The following is a 22905-nucleotide window of genomic DNA, read 5'->3' as shown; positions in this document are numbered from 1 at the left end:
CTGCTCGTGCCGAGCAGTCGCCGACAATGCACGACGGCATAAAAAAACGCGCTCCGGGGAGCGCGTTTTTTGTTTCGGCAGGGTGGGCCGGTGACGGCCGCCGCCCGCTGATGCCGACTTACTTCAGGACCGCTGCGACTGCATTGGCGACCGCGTCGAGGTTGCGCGTGTTCAGCGCTGCGACGCAGATGCGGCCCGTGCCGACTGCGTAGATGCCGAACTCTTCGCGCAGGCGATCGACTTGCGCCGAGGTCAGGCCCGAATACGAGAACATCCCGCGCTGCGCGTTGATGAAGCTGAAGTCGCGATCCACGCCGCTCGCCTTCAGGCGCTCGACGAGGCCGTTGCGCATCGCACGGATGCGGTCGCGCATTTCGCCGAGTTCCTGCACCCACGCAGCGTGCAGTTCCGGCGACGCGAGCACGGCCGCGACGATGGCGCCGCCATGGGTCGGCGGGTTCGAGTAGTTCGTGCGGATCACGCGCTTCAGTTGCGACAGCACACGCGTCGCTTCTTCCTTGCTCGACGTGATGATCGACAGCGCGCCGACGCGCTCGCCATACAGCGAGAACGACTTCGAGAACGACGACGACACGAATGCGTTCAGGTCGGCCGCGGCAAACAGGCGCACCGCAGCTGCATCTGCCTCGATGTTCTCGCCGAAGCCCTGGTAGGCCATGTCGAGGAACGGCACGAGGTTGCGCGTCTTGACGACGTCGACGACCTGCTGCCATTGCGCTTCGGTCAGGTCCACGCCGGTCGGGTTGTGGCAGCACGCGTGCAGCACGACGATCGTGCCTGCCGCATAGCCGTTCAGCGCCGACAGCATGCCTTCGAAGTTCACGCCGTTGGTGGCGGCGTCGTAGTACGGATAGGCGACGACTTCGAAGCCGGCGGCTTCGAACAGCGCGCGGTGGTTTTCCCAGCTCGGGTCGCTGATCGCAACCTTCGCGTTCGGATTCACGGTGCGCAGGAAATCGGCGCCGATCTTCAGCGCGCCCGTGCCGCCCAGCGCCTGCGCCGTGACCACACGACCTGCGGCGATCAGCGGCGAATCGTTGCCGAGCAGCAGCTTCTGCACCGCTGCGTCGTAGGCGGCGATCCCGTCGATCGGCAGATAGCCGCGCGGCAGGCCGGCGTCGACACGTGCCTTTTCCGCTTCGCGAACGGCGCGCAGCAGCGGAATCTTGCCTTCTTCGTTCGTGTACACACCGACGCCGAGGTTGACCTTGGTCGGACGCGCATCGGCGTTGAAGGCTTCGTTCAGGCCCAGGATCGGGTCGCGGGGAGCAAGCTGGACAGCGGAGAAGAGCGACATGATGATTCGGCAGTAGTGAAAAGAGGGTCAGGCTTTCAGCCGGCGGGGCGGGCGCAGCGGACCGCGCGCCAACGGGCACGGCGCCGGAAAGCGCAGCAGCCTGATATTGTAGCGAATTCACGCTGCCGGAGGCGGCGATTGCGCGGCGAATTGCGATTTCGGTCGTTGCCGCGCGTCAGGAGCCGTCAGCGGTCCGCAACGTCGCGAAGCGCTAGAATAGTCTTTTGCCCTCGCTCCGGCCGCACTCCATGTCCGAACATCACGCCGAAGTCGGCGACGCGCTCGACGAATCGAAATTCGTGACCTTCGAAGGGTCGCCATTTCAGCTATACCAGCCGTATCCGCCCGCAGGCGACCAGCCGACCGCGATCGAAACGCTCGTCGAAGGCGTCGGCGACGGCCTCGCATTCCAGACGCTGCTCGGCGTGACGGGTTCGGGCAAGACCTTCACGATGGCGAACACGATCGCGCGGCTCGGCCGCCCGGCGATCGTGTTTGCACCGAACAAGACGCTCGCGGCGCAGCTCTACGCGGAGTTCCGCGAGTTCTTCCCGCGCAACGCGGTCGAGTACTTCGTCTCGTACTACGACTATTACCAGCCGGAAGCGTACGTGCCGCAGCGCGACCTGTTCATCGAGAAGGACTCGTCGATCAACGAGCACATCGAGCAGATGCGGCTGTCGGCGACGAAGAGCCTGATGGAGCGCCGCGACGTGGTGATCGTCGCGACGGTGTCGGCGATCTACGGTATCGGCAACCCGTCCGAGTACCACAAGATGATCCTGACGCTGCGCGCCGGTGACAAGCTCGGCCAGCGCGACGTGATCGCGCGGTTGATCGCGATGCAGTACTCGCGCAACGATCAGGACTTCCAGCGCGGCACGTTCCGCGTGCGCGGCGACACGATCGACATCTTCCCGGCCGAGCATGCGGAGATGGCCGTGCGCGTCGAGCTGTTCGACGACGAGGTCGAGACGCTGCAGCTGTTCGACCCGCTGACCGGCCGCGTGCGGCAGAAGATTCCGCGCTTCACGGTATATCCGTCGTCGCACTACGTGACGCCGCGCGACACCGTGATGCGTGCGGTCGAGACGATCAAGGACGAATTGCGCGAGCGCCTCGAGTTCTTCCACCGCGATGGCAAGCTCGTCGAGGCGCAGCGCCTCGAGCAGCGCACGCGCTTCGATCTCGAGATGCTGCAGGAGCTCGGCTTCTGCAAGGGCATCGAGAACTACTCGCGGCACTTCTCGGGTGCCGCGCCCGGCGAGCCGCCGCCGACGCTCGTCGACTACCTGCCGCCCGACGCGCTGATGCTGCTTGACGAATCGCATGTGCTGATCGGCCAGCTGAACGGCATGTACAACGGCGACCGCGCGCGCAAGGAGAATCTCGTCAACTACGGATTCCGGCTGCCGTCGGCGCTGGACAACCGACCGCTCAAGTTCCCGGAGTTCGAACGCAAGATGCGCCAGGTGGTGTTCGTGTCGGCGACGCCTGCCGACTACGAGAAGCGCGTGACGGGGCAGATCGCCGAGCAGGTGGTGCGGCCGACCGGGCTCGTCGATCCGGAAATCGAAGTGCGCCCGGCCAGCTCGCAGGTCGACGACGTGCTGGCCGAGATCAACGCGCGCGTGAACGCCGGCGAGCGCGTGCTGATCACCGTGCTGACGAAGCGGATGGCCGAGCAGCTCACCGAGTTCCTTGCCGACCACGGCGTCAAGGTACGCTACCTGCACAGCGACATCGACACGGTGGAGCGGGTCGAGATCATCCGCGACCTGCGACTCGGCACGTTCGACGTGCTGGTCGGGATCAACCTGCTGCGCGAAGGCCTGGACATTCCGGAAGTGTCGCTCGTCGCGATTCTGGACGCGGACAAGGAAGGTTTCCTGCGCGCCGAGCGCTCGCTGATCCAGACGATCGGCCGCGCGGCGCGCAACGTGAACGGCAAGGCGATCCTCTACGCCGACACGATGACCGAATCGATGAAGCGCGCGATCGGCGAGACCGAACGGCGCCGCGCGAAGCAGATCGCGCACAACGAGAAGATGGGCATCACGCCGCGCGGCGTCGTGAAGCGCATCAAGGACATCATCGACGGCGTCTACAACGCCGACGACGCGCGCGCCGAGCTGAAGGAAGCGCAGCAACGCGCGAAGTTCGAGGACATGTCGGAAAAGCAGCTCGCGAAAGAAATCAAGCGTCTCGAAAAGCAGATGGCCGACTACGCGAAGAACCTCGAATTCGAAAAGGCCGCGGCCACCCGCGACCAGCTGGCGCTGCTGCGCGAACGTGTGTTCGGCGCGAACGTGGGCGACCACGTCAACGGCGGCCGGTAAATCTTTCCAAACGTCACTGAAACCTCCCGGTAACTCGGCTGTAAGCCTTGTCGCATCAGGGGTTTACCGGGGGGCTTGTTTGTTCCGGCGCCGGTTCGGTGCTACACTTCGCAAGTATTGAGAATAGTTCGCATTAGCGTTCTTCATTGCGTTAGTGTTTTCGGCGAGCCGTCCAGGAGGGCGGTTGGCAGCTTGTCAGACAAATAACAAGGAGTGTCCATGTTGGGTTCTTCGTTCATCCGCACGTCGGTTGCGGTAGCGGCGGCGCTTGCCGCGATGTCGGCCTCGGCGGCCGAATATCCGATCGGCAAGCAGCAGATCCAGGGCGGCATGGAAATCGGCGCGGTGTACCTGCAGCCGATCACGATGGATCCGGAAGGGATGATGCGCAAGGCGTCGGATTCGGACATCCACCTCGAGGCGGACATCCACGCGGTCAAGAACAACCCGACGGGTTTCGCGGAAGGCGACTGGATGCCGTACCTGCAGGTCACGTACAAGCTGACGAAGCAGGGCGATACGAAGTGGAAGGCCGAAGGCGACCTGATGGGCATGGTCGCGAGCGACGGCCCGCACTACGGCGACAACGTGAAGCTGGCCGGCCCGGGCAAGTACCACCTGACGATGATCGTCAAGCCGCCGATGCAGTCGGGCCACATGGCGTTCGGCCGTCACGTCGACAAGGAAACCGGCGTGGGTGCATGGTTCAAGCCCGTCACCCTCGAATACGACTTCCCGTTCGCCGGCATCGGCAAGAAGGGCGGGTACTGATCGGCGGCATCACGGACGGCGCGCTTCGGCGCGCCGTCAGCGTAGAGAACCCAGAATGAAATTTCCCCAGAAAATCGTCGCCGCAGCCGCCGCGCTGTGGCTTGCCGGCGCGGCGCATGCCGCCGATCTGCCGACGTTCAAGCTCGAGATGACGGACGGCAAGCTGAGTCCCGCCCGCATCGAAGTGCCGGCCGGTCAGCGCTTCAAGATCGAGATCAGGAATACCGGCAAGGGCGCCGCCGAATTCGAGAGCGTGCAGTTGCGCAAGGAGAAGGTGCTCGCGCCGGGCGCCGATTCGTTCGTGGTTGTCGCCCCGCTGTCGCCGGGCGAGTACAAGTTTTTCGACGATTTCCACCAGCAGGCACAGGGCGTGATCGTCGCGAAGTAATGCGTTTTATCTGCGTACGGGTGCACGCGTGCCGTGCCCCGCACGTCAGGAGGATTCAATGGGTCAGATCTTGTTCATCGTCTGGCGGGAGAGCGTCGAAGCGCTGCTCGTCGTCGGCATCCTCTATGCATGGCTGAAGAACGGCGACGACGACGCGCGCCGCGGCCTGCCCTTTCTGTGGACGGGTGTGGCAGTCGGCCTGCTGATGGCAGTCGGCCTCGGCGCCGCACTCGTCGGCTTCACTGAAGTGCTGTCCGGCGACGCACAGGACTATTTCCAGACCGCGATGGTGCTGATCGCCTGCGTGCTGATCGTGCAGATGGTGTTGTGGATGCGCCGGCACGGCCGCACGCTGAAGCGCGACATGGAGCAGTCGCTGCAGCAGAGCACGCGCGATTCGAACTGGTGGGGCGTTGCCGTGCTGGTCGCGCTCGCGATCGCCCGCGAAGGCAGCGAAACGGTGATCTTCCTGTACGGCCTCGGTTTCGGCCAGTCGGGGCACGTGGACGCCAGCCAGATGCTCGCGGTCTTGATCGGCCTCGGCCTCGCGTTCCTCACGTTCTATCTGCTGCAGCTCGGCGGCAAGTACTTCTCGTGGCGGCATTTCTTCCGCGTCACCGAAGTGATGCTGCTGTTCCTCGGTGCGGGCCTGTTCCAGACCGGCGTCGACAAGCTGATCGACAAGGAAATCCTGCCGCTCGGCATCTCGCAGGTGTGGGACACGTCCGCGATCCTCGATGATTCCGGCACGTTCGGTTCGCTCGTCGCGACGCTGACCGGCTATCGCGCGCACCCGGCGCTGACCAACCTGGTCGCCTATGCGGTGTACTGGGCGGTCGTCTGGTTGCTGATGAAGCGCGCGAGCCGCCGTCCGGCCGTCACAGCGGGCCGCACGGCATGAGCGTTGCCGCCGCAACCAAGCCGGGCTGGCTCGCACAGGCCGGCCAGTGGATGCAGCGCCACGGCGCGGCGATCCGCGGCATCCAGTGGGTCGTCGTCGCCGTCTATGCATTCCTGATCATCGTGCCGGCGGTATTGCCGCTGCCGGACGATTCCGCGCACCTGTGGAACAACCTCACGCTGATCGCGCAGTTCGTGTTCTGGGGCATCTGGTGGCCGTTCGTGCTGCTGTCGATGGTGATGCTCGGCCGCGTCTGGTGCGGCGTGCTGTGCCCGGAAGGCGCGCTCACCGAATACGCGAGCCGGTTCGGCCGCGGCGCCGCGATTCCGCGCTGGATGCGGTGGGGCGGCTGGCCGTTCGTCGCGTTCGGGCTCACGACGATCTACGGGCAGATGGTCAGCGTGTACCAGTACCCGCTCGCCGTGCTGTTCGTGCTCGGCGGCTCGACCGTCGGCGCGATCGTGATCGGCCTGCTGTACGGCCGCGAGAAGCGCGTGTGGTGCAAGTACCTGTGCCCGGTCAACGGCGTGTTCGGATTGCTGTCGCGGCTCGCGCCGATGCGCTACAAGGTCGACGAGGATGCCTGGCGACGCTCGTACAAGAACGGCGAGCACGGACATCGCGTGATTCCGATCAACTGCGCGCCGCTCGTGCCGTTGCGCAACATGAAAGGCGCCGCCGAGTGCCACATGTGCGGCCGCTGTAGCGGGCACCGCGATGCGATCGAACTGTCGTGGCGCTCGCCGTCCGACGAGGTCGTGAACCTCGGCGCGCAACAGGCGAACCCGTGGGACACGGCACTGATCCTGTACGGCCTGCTCGGCGTCGCGATCGGTGCGTTCCACTGGACCGTCAGCCCGTGGTTCGTGCAGATCAAGCAATTCCTCGCGGGCTGGCTGATCGACCACGACATCACGTGGCCGCTCGAGACCAATGCGCCGTGGTTCCTGCTCACGCATTACCCGGATCGCAACGACGTGTTCTCGTGGCTCGACGGCGGGCTGGTCGTCGGCTATATCGTCGGCACGGGGCTCGTGTACGGTACCGCGCTGCTCGTGCTGCTGGCCGGCGCGACGCTGATGCTCGGCCGTTTCGACCGCGTGCGTCTTCATCATCTCGCGCAGGCGCTGATCCCGATCGCGGGTGCTGGCGTGTTCCTCGGGCTGTCGGCGACGACGCTATCGCTGCTGCGGGCCGAGCACGTGCCGCTCGGCTGGGCGACGGATGTGCGCATCGCGATTCTGGTTTGTGCGAACGCGTGGAGCGCGTGGCTGGCCTGGAAGGTGACGGGGCGCTATGCCGCGTGGCCGCGCCGACTGGCTGCATTCGCGTGGTTCGCGGCCGGCCTGGCCGTCATCGACAGCGCGTGGTGGTTGATGTTCTGGGGTTTCTGATGCGGGATTGAAGGCCTTGCGGCCGCGCTCAGGAGTAGGAGGCGAGGTGTTCCGCCGCCGGGCTCCGGAGTCCGCTGAAACAGCAGCGCCGACAGCTGCGATGCCTTTTCCTTTGTCTGTGGACGCCCAAACAAAAAGCGACACGTCTTTCGACGTGTCGCTTTTTTTCTTCCTTGTGCGAGAACCAAAAAAGTGGCTTGGCTTGCTGCAACGGCTGCTTGAGTGTATTTGCACGAAGGGGTCTAGATCTCGCGTGCAAGCCGTTACGCTGGCTACTGCCCAACACCTCTCAGGGAGGTGGTCCCCACAATACTCTGTCGTTACTTCGTCAGGATCAGTTTGCCGAGCCGCGTGGCACGCAACTGATATGTCTCTCCGTTATGCGCGATGCTGATGTGGCTGTGACCTTGCAGCAGCGCATCGCTGCTGAGGGTCCGTGTGCCGGCATCGCGGCTTCCGGCGGGTTTCGCCGGCGTCGTGACCGCTGCCGTCTTCTGACGGTTGCCGCTTGCGGTGCCGGTCGTGCGGCGCAAGGTCAGCGTGGTCGGGCGCGTGGTGTCGGTCATTCGGTTGATCGGTAACAGTCGATGCGATGGAATGAATTCTAAATGATAACTATTCCCATTTACAAAAACTCTTTATCGATCGATGCAACAAACCTGATAGCTTGAGTCAAAGAGGCGGCCCGCAGCCGCCGCCGCCGTCAGTGGAGCGGATCAGGGTCCTTGCGCCCTTGTGCGTATTCGCGGATCAGGCGCACCGTATCGATGTCCGACGTGCGATACGCTTCCTTGACGATACCGTGCGTGTGACGCGCTTCCTCGCTGTCGTCCGTGACGGTCAGCGTCGTGCGGTATTCGAAACGCAGGAACAGCTCGTGGTCTTCACGCTCCTCGATCGTCATCGTCAGCGAGCCGCCGATTTCACCGCCGGCCGCATGGATGTCGTAGCGCACTTGCTGGTTCGGGATGAACGTCACGCGGTCGCGCACGATCGCATGCCCGTAGTGCAGCTCGCGTTCGAGCGTCGTGTCCGTCCGTTCGTGGACGACACAGCTGTCGAGACCGATCAGGAACAGCTGCGGCTGTTCGGCGCGCAGCACGAGGCCTTCCCAGAGCTGGTCGCGGGTCAGGGACGGCACACCCGGATCGTCGGAGTTGATCTGGATCAGATGTTCGAAGTTCAAGGGGACGGATTCCTTCTGGTGGCGGGCAGCCACATGGATCAAGAAGTTATTGTGACGCAAAACAAGCCGTTTCGCGGCAGTTGCGGCCCCGATTGCACGTCACGCTTCGATGCGGCCCATGCGGCCCGTCTGGTAGTCGACGACGGCCTGCCGGATCTCTTCCTCGGTATTCATCACGAACGGGCCATAGCGGACGATCGGCTCGTTGAGCGGGACGCCGCCGATCAGCAGCAGCTCGAGCGACGTATCGCCGGCTTCGAATGTCACGGCGTCGCCATCGTCACCGTAGACGACCATGTGCCGTGCGTCGACGCGTTGCCTGTCGGGCCCGTAGCGGCCCGCTCCGTCGAGCGGGTAGGCGAATACGCGATAACCTGCCGGCACCGGCTGCGTGACCGTTGCGCCCGGTTGCAGGGTGAAATGCTGGTAGAGGATCGGCGTGCGCGTCTCGATCGCGGCACGCACACCGAACGCTTCGCCGGCGATCACGCGGACCTGCGCACGGCCGTCCGGCGACGTGGCGCTCGGGATGCGGTCGGCCGAGATTTCCTGGTAGCGCGGTGCGATCAGCTTGTCGCGGCGCGGCAGGTTGACCCACAGCTGGAAGCCGTGCGAGCGCCCGCCTGCCTGCGCGAATTCGGGATCCGGCATTTCGCTGTGCACGACGCCCGCGCCGGCCGTCATCCACTGCACGTCGCCGGGCCCGAGCGTGCCGGCATGGCCGGCCGAGTCGCGATGGCGAAAGCGCCCGTCGAGAACGTAGGTGACGGTCTCGAAGCCGCGATGCGGATGGTCGGGCGCGCCCTTGGCTTCGCCGGGGGCATAGTCGACGGGGCCCATTTCATCGAGCAGCAGGAACGGATCGAAATCCATCAGCAGTCGGGTCGGGAACGGGCGGTGAACCACGAAGCCGCCGCCCTCGGTGGTGCGAAGAGCGGGGTACGTGCGGTCAAGCGAGCGAGCGGTCGTCATGCAGAAGCCCTCGAAATCATCGGAATAGCGTTATTTTTGAAACATAGCGCTATTATATTGGGCGTTTTGCGGTCCGATTTGCGGCGGTTCGCAATGGATTGTTCTGAAATTGGAACGATGACATGAACATCGATGCACACAACCTGAACGACCTCATGTATTTTTCGCAGGTCGTCGAACACGGCGGGTTCTCGGCTGCGGAGCGCGTGCTGGGTATCTCGAAATCGCGCCTGTCGCGGCGCCTGACCGAACTCGAAGCGGCGCTCGGCGTGCGCCTGCTGCAGCGTTCGACGCGCAAGCTCGCCCTGACCGAGGCCGGGGAGCTCTTCTACCAGCATTGCCAGGCGATGCTCGCCGAAGCCCAGGCCGCGATGAACGCCGTGCAGCAGCTGCGCTCGTCGCCGCGCGGCTCGGTGCGCGTGAGCGTCCCTGTCACGCTGTCGCAGACGATGCTGTCGCGCATCCTCCCCGAATTCCTGCACCGCTATCCCGAGGTGAAGGTGCACATCCGGGTGACGAACCGCGTGATCGACCTGTTCGAGGATTCGGTCGATGTCGCGTTGCGCGTGCGCTCGGAGCCGCCGCAGAACGCAAACATCGTCGTGCGGCCATTGTGGCGGACCGAGCAGATGCTGGTCGGCGCGCCGAGCCTGCTGAGCCAGAATGCGCCGCCGCTCGTGCCGGACGATCTGGCACGCTTCGAGACGCTCGATACGCCGAGCGTCGACGGACGGCACGTGTTCAACCTGATCGCGCCGGACGGCACCCGTCACTTGCACGAGCACGATCCGAGGCTCGTGACGGCCGATCTGATGACGATCCGCGAGGCCGTGCTCGACGGCCTCGGCATCGCGGCGCTGCCGGAGATGATGTACGGCAATGCATTGCGCGCCGGCCAGTTGTCGCCGGTGATGCCGGGCTGGACGTTGCCGGTGCCGCAACTCTATGCGGTGTTCGTGTCGCGGCAGGGAATGCCGCCCGCGGTCCGTGCGTTCGTCGACTATTTGGTCGAGAAGCTCGATCACGGCGATTACAAGCAGCCGAGCTGCCCTGAGCGTGCGAAGAAGGAAGCCACGGCGGCCGATGTTTCGTCCACCTGAATGCAAGATGCGCGTCGTGGCAAATTTGTTTTGTCATTGAAGCGTCGCCTGCAATCGCAAGTTTCAATCGCCGGGGCCTTGAATGCGTCCGCGCGCGGGCCTATATTGAAATCCCATTTCGCGAAGGAAGTTCTGAGCGGAGTCAGGTGGCAGCATATATTGCGAGCCAGATAGGGCAGAACGCGCAGTCCGTGCAGACCACGGTAGCCGCATTGCGTTGCTCGAGGCGCAACCGATACCGCCGAAGAGCCCGCCGCCCGAAGGCGCCCGCGTGCGCATGAAAAAAGGCCTTCATCTGGCGATGAAGGCCTTTTACTTTGTGCGGCCGGCGAGGTGCGGCCGGCGACGGTCAACAGCGACGCGCGAAATGCGCGTGCGTTACTTCGCCTTCGCGGTCGGCTCTGTCACGAAGCCAAGCTTCGTCAGGCCGCCGGCCTGCGCGTCGGACATCACTTCCGCCACACGCTCATAGGCAACCTTGCGATCGGCGCGCAGGTGCAACTCCGGTTGCGGCTGATGCTGTGCCGCTTCCGCGATGTGTGCCTGCAGCTGCTCGCGCGTGACCGTCTGGTCGTTCCACAGGATCGTGCCGTTGCCTTGAATCGCGACGTCGACCGTTTGCGGCTTTTCGTCGACGGGCTGGCTGCTCGCGTGCGGCAGGTCGATCTTCACCGCGTGCTGCATCGCCGGGATCGTCACGAGGAAGATGATCAGGAGTACGAGCATGACGTCGACGAGCGGCGTCATGTTGATCTCGCTCATCACGCCATCGTCGTCGTCATCGCTGAAGCCGGTGTTCATTGCCATGATTCACCTCGTCTCAGCTGGCGCGCGTCGCAAGACGCAGGCCGTCGCGGGGCGACGACGACGCGAGGCGCGCGCCCGTCACGAAGTAGGCGTGCAGACCGTGTGCGAAGCGGCGCAGCTTGCTGACGACACCCTTGTTCGCGCGGGTCAGTGCGTTGTAGCCGAGCACGGCGGGAATCGCGACGAACAGGCCGAAGGCCGTCATGATCAGCGATTCGCCGACCGGGCCCGCGACCTGGTCGATCGACGTCTGGCCGGTTGCGCCGATCACGAGCAGCGCGTGGTAGATGCCCCAGACCGTGCCGAACAGGCCGACGAACGGCGCCGTGCTGCCGATCGACGCGAGAATCGCGAGGCCGGCCTGCATGCGCGAGATGCCTTCGTCCATCGTGTCCTTCAGGCAGCGCGTGACCCAGTCGGACACGTCCATGCGGTCGTGCAGGTGCGGCTGCGTCTGATGGTGGTGATCGGCGGCTTCCTTGCCCGACAGCGCGAGCGCGAGGAACGGGTTGTCGTTCGGCGTCGATGCGGTGAGGCCGAGCTTCTTGATGCCGTCGTCGAAGTCGTCCGAATGCCAGAACGCCTGTTCCGCGTTCTTCGTGAGGCGGTTCAGGCGAATCACGTTCCAGCCCTTGACGAGGATCACGATCCACGACAGGACCGACATCACGAGCAGCGTGATCGCAATGGCGCGCGTGACGAAATCACCTTGCGCCCAGACGTGCGCGATACCGTAGCTTTGCATTTTTTTGTTTCCTTTGAATCTTCCGGATGAGGCAGGTTAGTCGGTGAGCCCGAAGTTGTAGGGCTGTGTGCGGGCGGCGCGGATCGCCTGGCCGTTCTCGATATACGGACGGCAGGTGGTCGAGCGCATCGCGTCGAGTGCGGCATCGTCGAGGCGCGGATAACCGCTGCTCTTCTGCAGTTCGACGCTTTCGATCTTGCCGGTCACGCCGACGACGAAGTGAACATAGGCGGTGCCCGATTCGCCGCGGCGACGCGACATCGACGGGTAATCGGGTTTCACGAAGTTGCATTGAAGCGCCGGCACGTTCTTGGGCGCGCTGACCTGCATCGTTTCGCGAGCCGGGGCGGGCGTTGCGGCCGGCGCTGCAGCTGCGGGCGCGGCGGGAGCCGGCGTCGGATCGGCAGCCGGCGCGGGCGTCGGCGACGGGGCAGGCGATTGCGCAACCGGCTGAGGCGCAGGCTTCGCCGCTTTCTGCACCGGCTTCGGCTCGACCTTCGGTTTGACGCGCGGGGTGGGCTTCGGCGGCGCGGGCTGCGGGATCGATTCGGCCGCGACCTGCTGGGCGATCGGCGCAGGCGTGATGAGCTGCGCGGTGATCGACTGGACTTCGACCGATTTCGGCGGCGGCGCGTTGCGATGGAGCCACGCGGCCGCCAGCATGATCGCGTGTGCGGCAAGCACACCGACCGCGACGGTGATGACCCGGGGATTCATACGGGGTGCAACCGGCAAGACGCCGGCAGGAGCGGATTGCGAAGCCTGCATGTTAGCTTGAAAGAACGACGTCGCACCCGGGGCGCGGCGGGTGAATCGGCACTACTTGCGGAAGATCAGCAGCGAGATGCAAACGGTGGTCACAAATCCGATCAGCAATTCCATGACAGGCTCCTTGGCAGGTAAGCCGCTGGCTCGCGCGGAAGATGGCTTGCTGACGGTCGGACATAAAATGCGGCAGCGGCCGCATGCGCACGCTCGGCGCCGCTCAGGCGGCCTTGCGGTCGTAGAACGTGACCGGGATCGGGTGAGCGTGGTGCTCGACGCCGCACCGGCTCGCGCAGACGCCTTGCTCGGCCATGAGGTCGCGTACGGACTCCTCGCACTTGCCGCAGCACGTGGCCACGCCGAGTTCGAACTGGAGTTCATCGAAGGAACTCACGCCCTCGGCGAGGGACGCGCGAATCTTGCGATCCGAAACAGACTTGCACACGCAGACGATCATGATGAGTTGCGATAGCTAACGGTAATGCGAATTATTATCATTAAATTTGCGGGTGTTGACAAGCCTGGGCACGGCTTTTTTTAAGGCCATCGGACCCTTGAAAAGGCGGGGGCGGCAGGAGAGGGCGTGCCGGCGGGGTGCCGGCGCGCGTCAGGCGGTCGCGCAGGCGCGCGCGTTCGGCGAGGAGATGGTGACGGATTCGACGGGCGCGTCGAGGCCGAGCAGCGTCGAGGCGAGGGCGCGCAGTTGCAGGCCATCGCTCGTCGAGCAAAAGCGCGGCGGCGCGGCACGCGTGCCGGCCGGCGCGCGCAGGCAGCGTTCGTCGAGCACCCGCGCGAGCTGGCGCGCGATGGCATCACTCGTGTCGACGATCGTCAGGCGGTCGCCAACAAGGTCACGAATCGTTTCTGTGAAGAACGGATAGTGCGTGCAGCCGAGCACCAGCGTATCGGCACCGTCGTCGAGCATCGGCTGCAGGTAACGCTCGAGCAACGTGCGCAATGCGGGCGAGTTCGTGTCGCCGCGCTCGATCGCTTCGACGAGCCCGTGGCCCGGCTGGCAGATGAAGCGGCGGCCGGCGCCGTAGCGGTCGAGCAGCGCCTGGAAGCGGGGACTGTTCAGCGTCGATTGCGTCGCGAGGACGCCCGCGACGCCGGTCGTGGACAGCGCGGCGGCCGGTTTGATGCCCGGTTCGACACCGACGAGCGGTATCGACAGGCGTTCGCGGATGGCCGCGATCGCTCGCGCCGTTGCCGTGTTGCACGCGATGAGGAGCGCTTTCGCCCCTTCGCGGGCGAGCCACTCGCCGATGGCCAGCGTGCGTTCCGTAATGAACGCCTCGTCGCGCGGCCCATACGGCGCGTGGTGCGAATCGGCGACGTAGACGAACGACTCGCCGGGCAGGTGCGCGCGCACGGCGCGCAGTACCGACAGGCCGCCGAGCCCCGAATCGAAGATCCCGACGGGGGCGGCGGGGCGGACCCCGGAAGCGGCTGGCTGGTGCGTCATCGTCATGCGGACGGCGAGGTGGCGATGTGGGCCGTGGTGGCGATTACTCGGGCGAACCCATCATCGTCTGCTGGTAGTTCTGCAGGCCGACCTTGCCGATCAGGTCGATCTGCGTTTCCAGCCAGTCGATGTGCTCTTCGGTGTCGTCGAGAATCTTTTCGAAGATTTCGCGCGACACGTAGTCACGCACCGATTCGCAGTAGGCGATCGCTTCCTTGCAGGTGGTCTGCGAGATCTGCTCGAGCTTCAGGTCGCATTTCAGGATCTCTTCGGTTTCCTCGCCGACGAGCAGCTTGTGCAGGTCCTGCAGGTTCGGCAGGCCGTCGAGCATGAACACGCGCTCGATCAGCCAGTCGGCGTGCTTCATTTCGCCGATCGATTCGTCGTATTCGTGCTTGCCGAGCTTGTCGAGGCCCCAGTGCTTGTACATGCGCGCATGCAGGAAGTACTGGTTGATCGCCGTGAGTTCGTTCTTCAGTTGGGCGTTCAGGTATTCGATGACTTTCTTGTCGCCTTGCATGGCTATTCCTTGTTCAGTGGGGCTTCAGAAACCGAACGATAATCGCTCGAACGAGAAAAGCCAAGCCTCGAAGCCTTGTCGGGCCTGCCTTTTGCGTGTAATGAGAATCAGCCTTGAGTAACGGGCCGCGCGCGAGAATGGGAATGGGAAGTAAAAAGGCCGGACTCCCGTCCGGCCTTTCGTTCGATCGCGCTTAAGCGGTTGCGACCGGGATCTTGCCGATCTTCGCCTGCCACTCCTTCGGACCGGTCTGGTGCACCGACGTGCCCGACGAATCGACGGCCACCGTCACCGGCATGTCCTGCACGTCGAACTCGTAGATCGCTTCCATGCCGAGGTCTTCGAATGCGAGCACCTTCGCGCCGCGGATCGCCTTCGACACGAGATACGCCGCACCGCCGACCGCCATCAGGTAGGCGGCCTTGTGCTTCTTGATCGCGTCGATCGCGACCGGGCCGCGTTCGGCCTTGCCGACCATCGAGATCAGACCCGTCTGAGCGAGCATCGTCTCGGTGAACTTGTCCATCCGCGTGGCCGTCGTCGGGCCTGCCGGGCCGACCACTTCGTCACGCACCGGATCGACCGGACCCACGTAGTAGATCACGCGGTTCGTGAAGTCGACCGGCAGCTTCTCGCCCTTCGCGAGCATGTCGGCGATGCGCTTGTGCGCGGCGTCGCGGCCCGTGAGCATCTTGCCCGACAGCAGCAGCGTCTGGCCCGGCGCCCAGCTCGCGACTTCTTCCGGCGTCAGCGTGTTCAGGTCGACGCGCTTGCTGGTTTCGGTGTTCGGTTCCCACTGGACCTTCGGCCATGCGTCGAGCGACGGCGCTTCAAGCTTGGCCGGACCCGAGCCGTCGAGCACGAAGTGCGCGTGGCGCGTGGCCGCGCAGTTCGGGATCAGCGCGACCGGCTTCGACGCCGCGTGCGTCGGAGCGGCCATGATCTTCACGTCGAGCACGGTCGCGAGGCCGCCGAGGCCCTGCGCGCCGATGCCGAGCGCGTTGACTTTCTCGTGCAGCTCGACGCGCAGTTCCTCGACCCAGTCCTTCGGACCGCGCGCGATGATTTCCTGAATGTCGATCGGCTCCATCAGCGATTCCTTCGCCATCAGCATCGCCTTTTCAGCGGTGCCGCCGATGCCGATCCCGAGCATGCCCGGCGGGCACCAGCCGGCGCCCATCGTCGGGACCGTCTTCAGCACCCAGTCGACGATCGAATCCGACGGGTTCAGCATCACGAACTTCGACTTGTTCTCCGAGCCGCCGCCCTTCGCCGCGACCTGCACGTCGACCTTGTCGCCCGGCACGATCTCGTAGTGGATCACGGCCGGCGTGTTGTCCTTCGTGTTCTTGCGGGCGCCTTCCGGCGGGTTGACGATCGATGCGCGCAGCACGTTGTCCGGGTGCGTGTAACCGCGGCGCACGCCTTCGTTGATCATGTCGGTGAGGCCCATCGTCGCGCCGTCCCAGCGCACGTCCATGCCGACCTTCACGAAGATCGTGACGATGCCGGTGTCCTGGCAGATCGGGCGCTTGCCTTCCGCGCACATGCGGCTGTTCGTGAGGATCTGCGCGATCGCGTCCTTCGCGGCCGGGCTTTCTTCCAGCTCGTACGCGCGGCCGAGGGCCTGGATGTAGTCGAGCGGGTGGTAGTAGCTGATGTACTGCAGCGAATCCGCGATGCTCTGGATCAGGTCTTCCTGTTTGATGACGGTCATGGCTGAGACTCTGTGGGGACTGTGGGGAATGCGTTTATGCGTTGACGGCTGCTTCGGCCGGCTTGCGGGACTCGTTCGCTGCTGGCGCGTGCGTCTCGTGGAAATGGGCCGGGTGCGTATGGGTCGTCAGGCGGTCGACCCACGCCATCACGAGCGCCGATACGAGGAACGACACGTGGATGATCACCTGCCACATGATCGCGTGCGTCGTGTGCTGGTCCGGGTTGATGAAGGTCTTCAGCAGGTGGATCGACGAAATGCTGATCAGCGCCATCGACAGCTTGACCTTCAGCACGCCCGCGTTCACATGGTCGAGCCACTCGGGCTCGTCGGGATGGCCCTCGATGCCGAGGCGCGACACGAACGTTTCGTAGCCGCCGACGATCACCATGATCAGCAGGTTCGAGATCATCACGACGTCGATCAGGCCGAGCACCGCGAGCATCACGCTGATCTCGTCGAGGCTGGTCGCGTGCGACAGCAGGTGCCAGACTTCCTTCAGGAACAGGAATACATAGACGGCCTGCGCGACGATCAGGCCCAGATAAAGCGGAACCTGGAGCCAGCGGCTCATGAATATCAGCGCGGGAAGCGGGCGTAGCGAACGACGGGTGGAGCCGGGCGAATGCGGGGCAGACATGATGGAGGTACGGGCGCTGTGCGCAGGTATCGGGGGTAATCTTGAAAAGGCGCGCTATTGTAACGCGTTGGCCGGCGCGACTGCAGCGACGCGCCGGGAGAGCCGGGGACGGATCAGGCGGCGGTGGCCGGCGCGCGTTTCACGCGCAGGCTCGCGAGCACGATGCCGGTGACGACGCACGCGAGCGCGATGCCGTGTGCGAGCGTCGGGCGTTCGCCGAGGAACACGATGCCGTACGCGGCGGCCGCGACCGGCAGCACCGCGCTGAACACGCCGGCGAGGCTGCCCGGCACGTGCCGGATGCCCTTCATCCACAGCCAGAACGAGAAGATGCTGGCCGACAGCCCGTACCAGACGACGAGCGCCCACGTACCGGCCGGCACGCTCGCGTAATCGAAATGCCACAGTGCCGACGCGCCGAGCGGCAGCATCAGGAACAGGCCGAACAGGTGGGTGTACGCGCAGATGTCGATCGGCGCGAGCGTCTGCGTGAGCCGGCGCGACAGGATCACGTAGATCGATTCGCAGCAGACGGCGCCGAGGATCAGCAGGTTGCCGGTCAGCGAGCCGGACGAGGTGCCGTCGGCGCCGTGCGCGGACGCGCCGCCGTTCGCGAGATTGATCGTTACGACGCCGGCGATCGCGAGCGCGATCGACACGAGCGCACGGCCGTTCGGTTTTTCACGCAGGATCAGCCACGCGAACAGCGCGACGATGGCGGGGATCGTGCTGGTGATCACGCCGGCCGCAACCGCGCTCGTGCGCTGCACGCCGTTGAGCATCAGCAGCGTGAACATGAAGGTGCCGAAGAACGCCTGCAGGAACAGGTTCAGCCATTCCGCGCGCCGGACCGCCCGCATCTTCACCGGGCTGAACAGCGGCCACAGTACGGCGATCGCGATCACGAAGCGCAGCGTGGCGAGGATGGCGACCGGGACGAAGACGACGATGGATTTACCGATACCGACGTTGCTGCCGACAAACAGCATCGACAGAATGAGGAAGAGGGCGTAGCGATTCAAGCTGGAGTCCGGGGGGCGAGTTCAGTTACGATTGTAGGGTCGCAGTTGTAACAGCGTAAAGCTGACGGTCAAGCGCCGACCGTAAAGCGGCGGTGTGCGAAACGGCGAGGCCGCGTAAGTGACGGGTAAGTTCGAGCGCTTATCGTGGAAATCGCCGGGCCATACGATCACCGTCGCGTGACGTGGTGCGGTGCAGCATCGTGCGTGGCCTTCGGGGCGCGCGCAGGTGGTGGGAGACAGCGGCGCATGGATGCGCCGGCCAAGACGCGCGGTGCGCACGAATCGCGCCGCCATGCAGAGGATTCATGTTCACCAAGGGGTAGTCGATGTCTGCGATTGAATCGGTTCTTCACGAAACCCGTCAGTTTGCGCCGCCCGCGGCGCTCGCGAAGGCGGCAACCATTTCCGGCATGCCGGCCTACCAGGCGCTGGCCGCCGAAGCCGAGCGCGATTACGAGGGCTTCTGGGCGCGTCTTGCCCGCGAAGGCCTCAGCTGGCACAAGCCGTTCACGAAGGTGCTCGACGAGAGCGACGCACCGTTCTACAAGTGGTTCGACGACGGCGAACTCAACGCGTCGTACAACTGCCTCGACCGTCACGTCGAAGCCGGTAACGGCGAGCGCGTCGCGGTGATCTTCGAGGCCGACGACGGCACCGTCACGCGCGTCACCTACGCCGATCTCCTCGCACGCGTGTCGCGCTTCGCGAATGCGCTGAAGAAACGCGGGATCGCGAAGGGAGACCGCGTCGTCATCTACATGCCGATGTCGATCGAAGGCATCGTCGCGATGCAGGCCTGCGCGCGCATCGGCGCGACCCACTCGGTCGTGTTCGGCGGCTTCTCCGCGAAATCGCTGAACGAGCGGCTCGTCGACGTCGGCGCGGTTGCGCTCATCACCGCCGACGAGCAGGCGCGCGGCGGCAAGACGCTGCCGCTCAAGAGCATCGCCGATGAAGCGATCGCGATGGGCGGCTGCGAAGCGGTGAAGAGCGTGATCGTCTATCGCCGCACCGGTGGCAAGGTCGACTGGCACGCCGGGCGCGACCTGTGGATGCACGAACTCGCGGACGCCGAGTCCGACACGTGCGCGCCGGAATGGGTCGGCGCCGAGCATCCGCTGTTCATCCTGTATACGTCGGGCTCGACCGGCAAGCCGAAGGGCGTGCAGCACAGCACGGGCGGCTACCTGCTGTGGGCCGCGCAGACGATGAAGTGGACCTTCGACTGGAAACCCACCGACGTGTTCTGGTGCACGGCCGACATCGGCTGGGTCACGGGCCACACGTACATCACGTACGGCCCGCTCGCGTGCGGCGGCACGCAGGTCGTGTTCGAGGGCGTGCCGACCTATCCGGACGCCGGGCGCTTCTGGAAGATGATCGGCGATCACAAGGTCACCGTGTTCTACACCGCGCCGACCGCGATCCGTTCGCTGATCAAGGCCGCCGAAGCCGACGACAAGGTGCATCCGAAGAGCTACGACCTGTCGAGCCTGCGCATCATCGGCACCGTCGGCGAGCCGATCAATCCGGAAGCGTGGATGTGGTACCACAAGCACGTCGGCCAGGAGCGCTGCCCGATCGTCGACACGTGGTGGCAGACCGAAACCGGCGGCCACATGATCACGCCGCTGCCGGGCGCGACGCCGACGGTGCCGGGTTCGTGCACGCTGCCGCTGCCGGGCATCATGGCCGCGGTGGTCGACGAGACCGGCCAGGACGTACCGAACGGGCAAGGCGGGATCCTCGTCGTCAAGCGGCCGTGGCCGGCGATGATCCGCACGATCTGGGGCGACCCGGAGCGGTTCAAGAAGAGCTATTACCCGGAGGAACTCGGCGGCCGGCTGTACCTGGCCGGCGACGGCACGGTGCGCGACAAGGACACCGGCTACTTCACGATCATGGGCCGCATCGACGACGTGCTGAACGTGTCGGGCCACCGGCTCGGCACGATGGAGATCGAGTCGGCGCTGGTCTCGCATGAGCTGGTGGCGGAAGCGGCGGTGGTCGGCCGTCCGGACGACACGACGGGCGAGGCGGTGGTCGCGTTCGTGGTGCTGAAGCGTTCGCGTCCGGAAGGCGAGGAAGCGGCGGCGCTCGCGAAGACGCTGCGCGACTGGGTCGGCAAGCAGATCGGGCCGATCGCGAAGCCGAAGGACATCCGCTTCGGCGACAACCTGCCGAAGACGCGCTCGGGCAAGATCATGCGGCGCCTGCTGCGCTCGCTCGCGAAGGGCGAGGCGATCACGCAGGACACGTCCACGCTCGAGAACCCGGCGATCCTCGATCAACTCGCCGAAGTGCGCTGATCGCACCTGTTGCGCACGTCGTGCGCACGAGCCCCCGCGCGGCAATCCCGATTGTCCGCGCAGGGGCTTTTTGCTAAATAACGGCATGACCGTTCCGTCCCGTCCGCCGCGTGCCGCGCCGCCGCCCGTTCCCGAGCCGCTCGCGCGCGCTCATGCGCGCTATTGGCGCTTCAACGTCGCGCTGATCCTGGTGCTGATGGCGATCGGTTTCACGGTGTCGTTCGTCGTGCCGTTCTTCGCGCCCGCGCTCGCGGGCATCCGCTTCGCCGGTTTCAGCCTGCCGTTCTACGTCGGCGCGCAGGGCGCGATTCTCGTGTATCTGGTGCTGATCGTCGTCTACATCGGCCTGATGCAGCGCGCGGACCGCGCGCTGCGGCGTGCGTACGACGAGCATGCCGCGCACTCGGGCAATTCGCACCATGCCCGCTGATCCATGCTGACGCATCGACTGATACGCGCGTACGCGCTCTACACGCTCGGCTTTCTGGGCTTCGTGCTGCTGCTGTGGCGGATCGAGCGCGCGGCCGGCTCCGGCGTCTGGATCGGCTACGTGTTCCTGTTCGTGCCGATCGCCGTGTATGCGGTGATCGGGCTGCTGTCGCGCACGTCCGATCTCGTCGAATACTACGTGGCCGGGCGGCGCGTGCCGTCCGCGTTCAACGGGATGGCAACCGCGGCCGACTGGCTGTCGGCCGCGTCGTTCATCGGTCTCGCCGGCTCGCTTTACGCAACCGGCTACGATGCGCTCGCCTACGTGATGGGGTGGACGGGCGGCTTCTGCCTCGTCGCGTTCCTGCTCGCGCCGTACGTGCGCAAGCTCGCGCGCTACACGATTCCCGATTTTCTCGGCACGCGCTTTTCGAGTACGGCCGTGCGCGCGCTTGCGGCCGGTGCGGCGATTCTGTGCTCGTTCGTTTATCTGGTCGCGCAGATCCAGGGGATCGGGCTGATCGCGACGCGCTTCATTGGCGTCGACTTCGCGATCGGCATCTTCTGCGGGCTCGCGGGCATTCTCGTGTGCTCGTTTCTCGGCGGCATGCGCGCGGTCACGTGGACGCAGGTCGCGCAGTACATCATCCTGATCAGCGCGATCCTGATCCCCGTGTCGCTGATCGCGATGAAGAACGGGCTCGGGCCGGTGCCGCAGTTCAATTACGGCAAGCTGATGGAGCGCGTGGCGGCGCGCGAGGCGCAGGTGCGCGACGCGGCCGAGGAGCAGCAGGTGCGCGATGCGTATCGCCGGCAGGCCGCGCTCGTCCAGGTGCAGCTCGATCGCTTGCCCGGATCGTATGCGGACGCTCGCCGGCAACTCGTCGACCAGCTTGCGGACCTGCGGCGCCACAACGGGCCGCTGCGCGAGATCAACCAGCGCGAGCGCGAGCTGGCCGACTTCCCGCGCGACCCGACAGGAGCACGCGTGACCTGGACCCAGGCGCGCGACGACCTGCTGGCACGCGCCGAGCCGCCCGTGCCGATGCACGAGCCGTTTCCTGCCGCGAGCGATGACGAGCGCAAGCCGCGCGAGCGGAATTTCCTTGCGCTGCTGCTGTGCCTGTCGCTCGGCACCGCGAGCCTGCCGCACATCCTCACGCGCTACAACACGACGACGTCGGTGGCGTCCGCGCGGCGCTCGGTCGGCTGGACGCTGTTCTTCATCGCGCTGTTCTACCTGAGCGTGCCGGTGCTCGCGGTGATGATCAAGTACGAGATTCTCACCAGCCTCGTCGGGCGGCCGATCGCCGAGCTGCCCGCGTGGGTCACGCAGTGGCATCACTTCGAACCGGACCTGATCAGCATCGTCGAGGTGATTCGCGACGGCATCGTCCACTGGTCGGAAATCCAGATGCAACCGGACATGGTCGTGCTGGCCGCGCCGGAGATCGCGGGGCTGCCGTATGTCGTGTCGGGATTGATCGCGGCCGGTGCGCTGGCCGCGGCGCTGTCGACCGCGGACGGATTGCTGCTGACGATCGCGAATGCGTTGTCGCACGACGTGTATTACTGCATGGTCGCGCCCGACGCATCGAGCCAGCGGCGCGTGACCGTCTCGAAGGTGCTGCTGCTCGGCGTCGCGCTGTTCGCGTCGTATGTCGCCTCGCTCAATACGGGGAAGATTCTGTTTCTCGTCGGTGCGGCGTTTTCGCTCGCGGCGTCCAGTTTCTTCCCGGTGCTCGTGCTGGGGGTGTTCTGGAAACGTACGACGACGCGCGGTGCGATCGCCGGGATGGTGACGGGGCTTGCGGTGTGCGTGTACTACATCGTGTCGACGTACCCCTATTTCACGCAGTTGACGGGATTTGCGGGGCGGACGTGGTTCGGGATCGAGCCGATCAGTTCAGGTGTGTTCGGGGTGCCGGCGGGGTTTGTGGTGGCGATCGCGGTTAGTTTGCTCGATCGGCCGCCGGATGAGTATACGCGGGCGTTGGTGGATTACATTCGGCATCCGTGAGGGGAGAGTGCGGGCAACATCGTATTTGGTTCGCAAATAGCCATCAGTCTGCGTCCGTCCTGCTCGTATATTTCATAGAGAGTTATAGTGTCTGTCA

General features: G+C 65.1%; 22 protein-coding genes. 9 read left to right on the top strand and 13 right to left on the bottom strand.

All coding sequences use genetic code 11. The features are described 5' to 3' along the window. Positions 1–118 precede the first annotated feature (118 nt). A complete protein-coding gene (locus LMA02_RS11350; RefSeq protein WP_228904958.1) occupies positions 119–1318 on the bottom strand; it encodes an amino acid aminotransferase in 1200 nt (399 codons plus the stop codon). A 248-nt stretch (positions 1319–1566) separates the two neighbouring features. Here LMA02_RS11350 and uvrB point away from each other — a divergent pair, with 248 nt between their 5' ends. The 5 genes from uvrB to LMA02_RS11325 all read left to right on the top strand — a co-directional run bounded on the left by uvrB (position 1567) and on the right by LMA02_RS11325 (position 7111). Next, on the top strand, positions 1567–3657 hold the full coding sequence (gene uvrB / locus LMA02_RS11345) for an excinuclease ABC subunit UvrB (protein ID WP_228904957.1): 2091 nt from the start codon (positions 1567–1569) through the stop codon (positions 3655–3657). A gap of 219 nt (positions 3658–3876) precedes the next feature. Next, positions 3877–4428: an iron transporter gene (locus tag LMA02_RS11340; protein ID WP_006754465.1), complete on the top strand. Its 552-nt coding sequence runs from the start codon at positions 3877–3879 to the stop codon at positions 4426–4428. A gap of 55 nt (positions 4429–4483) precedes the next feature. Further along, positions 4484–4816, top strand: a complete 333-nt coding sequence (locus LMA02_RS11335) for a cupredoxin domain-containing protein (protein WP_059467825.1) — start codon at positions 4484–4486, stop codon at positions 4814–4816. 58 nt (positions 4817–4874) lie between these two features. Continuing rightward, a complete protein-coding gene (locus LMA02_RS11330; RefSeq protein ID WP_228904955.1) occupies positions 4875–5717 on the top strand; it encodes an FTR1 family iron permease in 843 nt (280 codons plus the stop codon). Then, entirely contained in the window at positions 5714–7111 is a 1398-nt protein-coding gene (locus tag LMA02_RS11325) for a 4Fe-4S binding protein (protein WP_228904954.1), read from the top strand. Before LMA02_RS11330 ends, LMA02_RS11325 begins: the two co-directional genes overlap by 4 nt. Positions 7112–7431: 320 nt before the next feature. Here the strand turns inward: LMA02_RS11325 and hemP are convergent, their stop codons facing one another. From hemP to LMA02_RS11310, 3 genes are all read right to left on the bottom strand, one after another. Next, entirely contained in the window at positions 7432–7677 is a 246-nt protein-coding gene (hemP, locus tag LMA02_RS11320; protein ID WP_006760849.1) for a hemin uptake protein HemP, read from the bottom strand. Positions 7678–7814: 137 nt separating this feature from the next. Next, entirely contained in the window at positions 7815–8297 is a 483-nt protein-coding gene (locus LMA02_RS11315) for an SRPBCC family protein (RefSeq protein WP_228904952.1), read from the bottom strand. Between the two features lie 99 nt (positions 8298–8396). After that, the gene (locus LMA02_RS11310; RefSeq protein WP_228904951.1) at positions 8397–9269 is read right to left on the bottom strand and encodes a pirin family protein; all 873 of its coding nucleotides are present in this window, start codon (positions 9267–9269) and stop codon (positions 8397–8399) included. Between the two features lie 122 nt (positions 9270–9391). Here LMA02_RS11310 and LMA02_RS11305 point away from each other — a divergent pair, with 122 nt between their 5' ends. After that, positions 9392–10369: a LysR family transcriptional regulator gene (locus tag LMA02_RS11305; RefSeq protein ID WP_166724388.1), complete on the top strand. Its 978-nt coding sequence runs from the start codon at positions 9392–9394 to the stop codon at positions 10367–10369. A gap of 378 nt (positions 10370–10747) precedes the next feature. On the opposite strand, the gene LMA02_RS11300 is transcribed toward LMA02_RS11305, so the two are convergent. From LMA02_RS11300 to LMA02_RS11260, 9 genes are all read right to left on the bottom strand, one after another. Further along, positions 10748–11176: an ExbD/TolR family protein gene (locus tag LMA02_RS11300; RefSeq protein WP_006754473.1), complete on the bottom strand. Its 429-nt coding sequence runs from the start codon at positions 11174–11176 to the stop codon at positions 10748–10750. Between the two features lie 13 nt (positions 11177–11189). Further along, a complete protein-coding gene (locus LMA02_RS11295; protein WP_228904949.1) occupies positions 11190–11921 on the bottom strand; it encodes a MotA/TolQ/ExbB proton channel family protein in 732 nt (243 codons plus the stop codon). Between the two features lie 36 nt (positions 11922–11957). Further along, a complete protein-coding gene (locus LMA02_RS11290; RefSeq protein WP_228904947.1) occupies positions 11958–12689 on the bottom strand; it encodes an energy transducer TonB in 732 nt (243 codons plus the stop codon). A gap of 217 nt (positions 12690–12906) precedes the next feature. Beyond that, entirely contained in the window at positions 12907–13143 is a 237-nt protein-coding gene (locus LMA02_RS11285; RefSeq protein WP_011885486.1) for a (2Fe-2S)-binding protein, read from the bottom strand. A 150-nt stretch (positions 13144–13293) separates the two neighbouring features. Continuing rightward, on the bottom strand, positions 13294–14157 hold the full coding sequence (gene murI, locus LMA02_RS11280; protein ID WP_228904945.1) for a glutamate racemase: 864 nt from the start codon (positions 14155–14157) through the stop codon (positions 13294–13296). Positions 14158–14194: 37 nt separating this feature from the next. Continuing rightward, complete coding sequence (bfr, locus tag LMA02_RS11275) at positions 14195–14671, bottom strand: bacterioferritin (RefSeq protein WP_047898567.1); 477 nt, start codon at positions 14669–14671, stop codon at positions 14195–14197. Between the two features lie 193 nt (positions 14672–14864). Continuing rightward, positions 14865–16388, bottom strand: a complete 1524-nt coding sequence (locus LMA02_RS11270) for a fumarate hydratase (protein ID WP_006762441.1) — start codon at positions 16386–16388, stop codon at positions 14865–14867. Between the two features lie 34 nt (positions 16389–16422). Further along, positions 16423–17028, bottom strand: a complete 606-nt coding sequence (locus LMA02_RS11265; protein WP_105789192.1) for a TIGR00645 family protein — start codon at positions 17026–17028, stop codon at positions 16423–16425. Between the two features lie 113 nt (positions 17029–17141). Continuing rightward, on the bottom strand, positions 17142–18050 hold the full coding sequence (locus LMA02_RS11260) for a DMT family transporter (protein WP_228904943.1): 909 nt from the start codon (positions 18048–18050) through the stop codon (positions 17142–17144). 326 nt (positions 18051–18376) lie between these two features. On the opposite strand from LMA02_RS11260, the gene acs reads away from it, so the two are divergent. The 3 genes from acs (at position 18377) to LMA02_RS11245 (ending at position 22808) form a co-directional block, all read left to right on the top strand. After that, positions 18377–20359 carry an acetate--CoA ligase gene (acs, locus tag LMA02_RS11255; RefSeq protein WP_228888706.1) on the top strand — a complete coding sequence of 661 codons (1983 nt, stop codon included), beginning with the start codon at positions 18377–18379 and terminating at the stop codon, positions 20357–20359. Between the two features lie 85 nt (positions 20360–20444). Next, a complete protein-coding gene (locus LMA02_RS11250) occupies positions 20445–20789 on the top strand; it encodes a DUF4212 domain-containing protein (protein ID WP_228904941.1) in 345 nt (114 codons plus the stop codon). A gap of 3 nt (positions 20790–20792) precedes the next feature. Further along, positions 20793–22808 (top strand): sodium:solute symporter family protein, encoded by a 2016-nt coding sequence (locus tag LMA02_RS11245; RefSeq protein WP_228904938.1) that lies wholly within the window; start codon positions 20793–20795, stop codon positions 22806–22808. Positions 22809–22905 lie beyond the last annotated feature (97 nt).

The organism is Burkholderia sp. B21-005, from assembly GCF_020843965.1.
Classification (GTDB): domain Bacteria; phylum Pseudomonadota; class Gammaproteobacteria; order Burkholderiales; family Burkholderiaceae; genus Burkholderia; species Burkholderia ambifaria.
The sequence above is the reverse complement of the archived record's forward strand: the minus strand, read 5'-3'. Positions and strand labels throughout refer to the sequence as shown.

Excerpts from the sequence above, each read along its gene's own strand:
- acs (WP_228888706.1), top strand. The coding sequence starts at position 18,377 with ATGTCTGCGATTGAATCGGTTCTTCACGAAACCCGTCAGTTTGCGCCG.
- LMA02_RS11300 (WP_006754473.1), bottom strand. The coding sequence starts at position 11,176 with ATGGCAATGAACACCGGCTTCAGCGATGACGACGACGATGGCGTGATG.
- LMA02_RS11285 (WP_011885486.1), bottom strand. The coding sequence starts at position 13,143 with ATGATCGTCTGCGTGTGCAAGTCTGTTTCGGATCGCAAGATTCGCGCG.
- LMA02_RS11250 (WP_228904941.1), top strand. The coding sequence starts at position 20,445 with ATGACCGTTCCGTCCCGTCCGCCGCGTGCCGCGCCGCCGCCCGTTCCC.
- LMA02_RS11310 (WP_228904951.1), bottom strand. The coding sequence starts at position 9,269 with ATGACGACCGCTCGCTCGCTTGACCGCACGTACCCCGCTCTTCGCACC.
- hemP (WP_006760849.1), bottom strand. The coding sequence starts at position 7,677 with ATGACCGACACCACGCGCCCGACCACGCTGACCTTGCGCCGCACGACC.
- LMA02_RS11245 (WP_228904938.1), top strand. The coding sequence starts at position 20,793 with ATGCTGACGCATCGACTGATACGCGCGTACGCGCTCTACACGCTCGGC.
- LMA02_RS11295 (WP_228904949.1), bottom strand. The coding sequence starts at position 11,921 with ATGCAAAGCTACGGTATCGCGCACGTCTGGGCGCAAGGTGATTTCGTC.
- LMA02_RS11335 (WP_059467825.1), top strand. The coding sequence starts at position 4,484 with ATGAAATTTCCCCAGAAAATCGTCGCCGCAGCCGCCGCGCTGTGGCTT.
- LMA02_RS11330 (WP_228904955.1), top strand. The coding sequence starts at position 4,875 with ATGGGTCAGATCTTGTTCATCGTCTGGCGGGAGAGCGTCGAAGCGCTG.
- LMA02_RS11265 (WP_105789192.1), bottom strand. The coding sequence starts at position 17,028 with ATGTCTGCCCCGCATTCGCCCGGCTCCACCCGTCGTTCGCTACGCCCG.
- LMA02_RS11340 (WP_006754465.1), top strand. The coding sequence starts at position 3,877 with ATGTTGGGTTCTTCGTTCATCCGCACGTCGGTTGCGGTAGCGGCGGCG.
- uvrB (WP_228904957.1), top strand. The coding sequence starts at position 1,567 with ATGTCCGAACATCACGCCGAAGTCGGCGACGCGCTCGACGAATCGAAA.
- bfr (WP_047898567.1), bottom strand. The coding sequence starts at position 14,671 with ATGCAAGGCGACAAGAAAGTCATCGAATACCTGAACGCCCAACTGAAG.
- LMA02_RS11305 (WP_166724388.1), top strand. The coding sequence starts at position 9,392 with ATGAACATCGATGCACACAACCTGAACGACCTCATGTATTTTTCGCAG.
- LMA02_RS11270 (WP_006762441.1), bottom strand. The coding sequence starts at position 16,388 with ATGACCGTCATCAAACAGGAAGACCTGATCCAGAGCATCGCGGATTCG.
- LMA02_RS11290 (WP_228904947.1), bottom strand. The coding sequence starts at position 12,689 with ATGCAGGCTTCGCAATCCGCTCCTGCCGGCGTCTTGCCGGTTGCACCC.
- LMA02_RS11350 (WP_228904958.1), bottom strand. The coding sequence starts at position 1,318 with ATGTCGCTCTTCTCCGCTGTCCAGCTTGCTCCCCGCGACCCGATCCTG.
- murI (WP_228904945.1), bottom strand. The coding sequence starts at position 14,157 with ATGACGATGACGCACCAGCCAGCCGCTTCCGGGGTCCGCCCCGCCGCC.
- LMA02_RS11325 (WP_228904954.1), top strand. The coding sequence starts at position 5,714 with ATGAGCGTTGCCGCCGCAACCAAGCCGGGCTGGCTCGCACAGGCCGGC.